This is a genomic window from Streptomyces sp. NPDC054887 (genome assembly GCF_053610585.1).
In genome coordinates, this window is record NZ_JBSGYQ010000142.1 from 1 (window position 1) to 2,070 (window position 2,070).

2 protein-coding genes are annotated in these 2,070 nt (G+C 71.9%); both read right to left on the reverse strand.

Going from position 1 to position 2,070, the window contains the following annotated elements; genetic code table 11:
- Window positions 1-38: 38 nt before the first annotated feature.
- Window positions 39-1,163, reverse strand: coding sequence for an HTTM domain-containing protein (locus ACWGH0_RS34615; RefSeq protein WP_453408244.1), 1,125 nt, complete (start codon window positions 1,161-1,163; stop codon window positions 39-41).
- A gap of 70 nt (window positions 1,164-1,233) precedes the next feature.
- Window positions 1,234-1,926: a DUF5819 family protein gene (locus ACWGH0_RS34620; RefSeq protein WP_453408245.1), complete on the reverse strand. Its 693-nt coding sequence runs from the start codon at window positions 1,924-1,926 to the stop codon at window positions 1,234-1,236.
- Between the last annotated feature and the right edge of the window lie 144 nt (window positions 1,927-2,070).

The following is a 2,070-nucleotide window of genomic DNA, read 5'->3' on the forward strand; positions in this document are numbered from 1 at the left end:
GCGTCACACCGGTGGGTGTGGACGCCGGGGCCCGCGCGTCATACCGGCAGGCGTGGGCGCCGAAGGCCGTCGTCCTCGGCGCGGTCGCCGTACCCGTGCGGGTCCGTACCGTGCGGGGCCGCGCCCGGCCGGCCGTGCCGCCGGTCCGGCAGGAGCCGCCCGCACCACGGACCGAGCCGCAGCAGGAAGGCGGTGGGCAGGAACACCGTGTCGCAGACGATCATCACCAGCGACAGGAAGGGGATGCCCAGCAGGACCGCGATGCCCAGGTGCTCCGCGACCATCACCGCCAGCAGGACGCTCTTGACCTTGCGGCTGCCGAGCGTGAAGGGGAACGCCACCTGCGTCGCGACCGTCAGATACGTCAGGGCCAGCACCAGCACCGCGTTGGCCGCCACCGTCGCGGAGAGCCACGGCCACGGGGTGAAGTAGTCCAGGTGGACGGCGTAGTGCAGGGCCGAGCCCTCCTGCCAGCGGGAGCCCTGGATCTTGTACCAGCCCGCGGTGGAGTAGATCAGGCAGACCTGTGCGGCGATCACCAGCATCGCGGCGTTGTGCAGCAGGGCCGCACAGCCGTCCAGCACCCGGCGCGCCTCGTGCCGCGGGTACCACCGGTTCACCGCGTACCAGACGCCGTGCACGGCCCACAGGAGCCACAGCGCGAGCGGCCAGCCGTGGAGGTGGAAACCGAACGCCCAGAAGAGCAGAGCGCCCGTCACCGACCACAGGGCGACGCCGGTCCGGTCGGGCGAGGGGCCCTTGCCGCGCGCACGGGCGCGCCGCGCGTCCAGCGACCAGACCTGGGCGCAGCGGGTGAGCACCAGGTAGATCACCATGATGCGGAAGATGTTGTCGCCGCCGTCCCCGGCCAGGGTGTTGCGGTTCTCCACGGACAGCACCCCGACCATGAGGAACACCGACGCCGTCCGCGTGCGCCAGCCGGCCATCACGGCGAGGGCGGCCAGGATGGTCAGGGTGTAGACGGCCTCGAACCAGAACTGACCGCCCCACCAGCTCAGCACCGTGAAGGTGCCCTCCTGCTCGATCAGGGTGAGGGCCATGTCGTGGGACAGCGCGCTGCGGTCGCCGTACAGCACCCGGCGGTTCGGCCACTCCCGCAGGAGGAAGACCGCCACGACCGCGGCGAAGCCGATACGGAACACCGCGGCCTGATGGGCGGCCCGGGTCGTGCTGAGGAGCCCGGCGATCCGGCTCGGCGGTACGGTGCTCCACTCACAGCTCCCTGTAGTCCTGGTCCGTCACCGTCCACCACGGCAGCAGGCGGTAGGCGGTGGTGTCCTCCGGGTCCTCCGGGCTCCACGCCGGAGGGGGCACGGGTGTGAACCGGCCGCCGACCTGGACGCCGACGATCGGCCGGCCCTGCCAGTCGCGGCCGATCCGCTGGAGCACGACGCGCTTGAGGTACGCGGCGGACACCTCGCTGAGCCGGCCCCGGTGGGGCCGGTCCTTCGGGCCGTGGGTGTTGACGTAGCCGTCCCACGCCCGGCGGAGCATGTTCTGGTGCACATGGCTGGGCGCCGGGTTGTGCCGGATCGCCTCGATGTCGCGGGCGCTCAGGTTGACCCACTCGGACACGCGCGCGTTCCCTCCCGCGTCCGCGGTGCGCAGCCGGACGCCGACGACCTCGTTGCGCTGCATCGGGTTGGGCGCGAAGAGCTTCCAGTCCTGGCCGAACTCCGGCTGCACGTAAGCGTCGACCACATCGCGGTGGCGGGTGGTGACGGCGTTGGCCGGGGCGAGGGACAGGAAGACCATCGCCAGGTGCACGAGTACGGCGGCTGCCAGCAGTACCCCGGTCCCCACCAGCGTGCCCGTCGCCCACGGCGACCCGCGGCGGAGCCCGTCGGCGTCGCCTTCCATACGGGGGTGGGGGAGCGCGGTGGCGGTCTCCGTGGATGGATCCATCACGTTTCCTTCTGCGAAAAGCCGTACGGCCCGGGGGGGGGAGGGGAGAAAAAAAGCGCCCCCCCCGTACAAAAAATAGGGGCCGTTAGGTTCGGCGGCGGACATCAGCGGGCCCGTATGGGAGGGGGGGGGCCGGGGGGGCGT

Bases quoted from the DNA above. Each gene is read 5' to 3' on its own strand.
- ACWGH0_RS34620 (WP_453408245.1), bottom strand. From the start codon at position 1,926: ATGGATCCATCCACGGAGACCGCCACCGCGCTCCCCCACCCCCGTATG.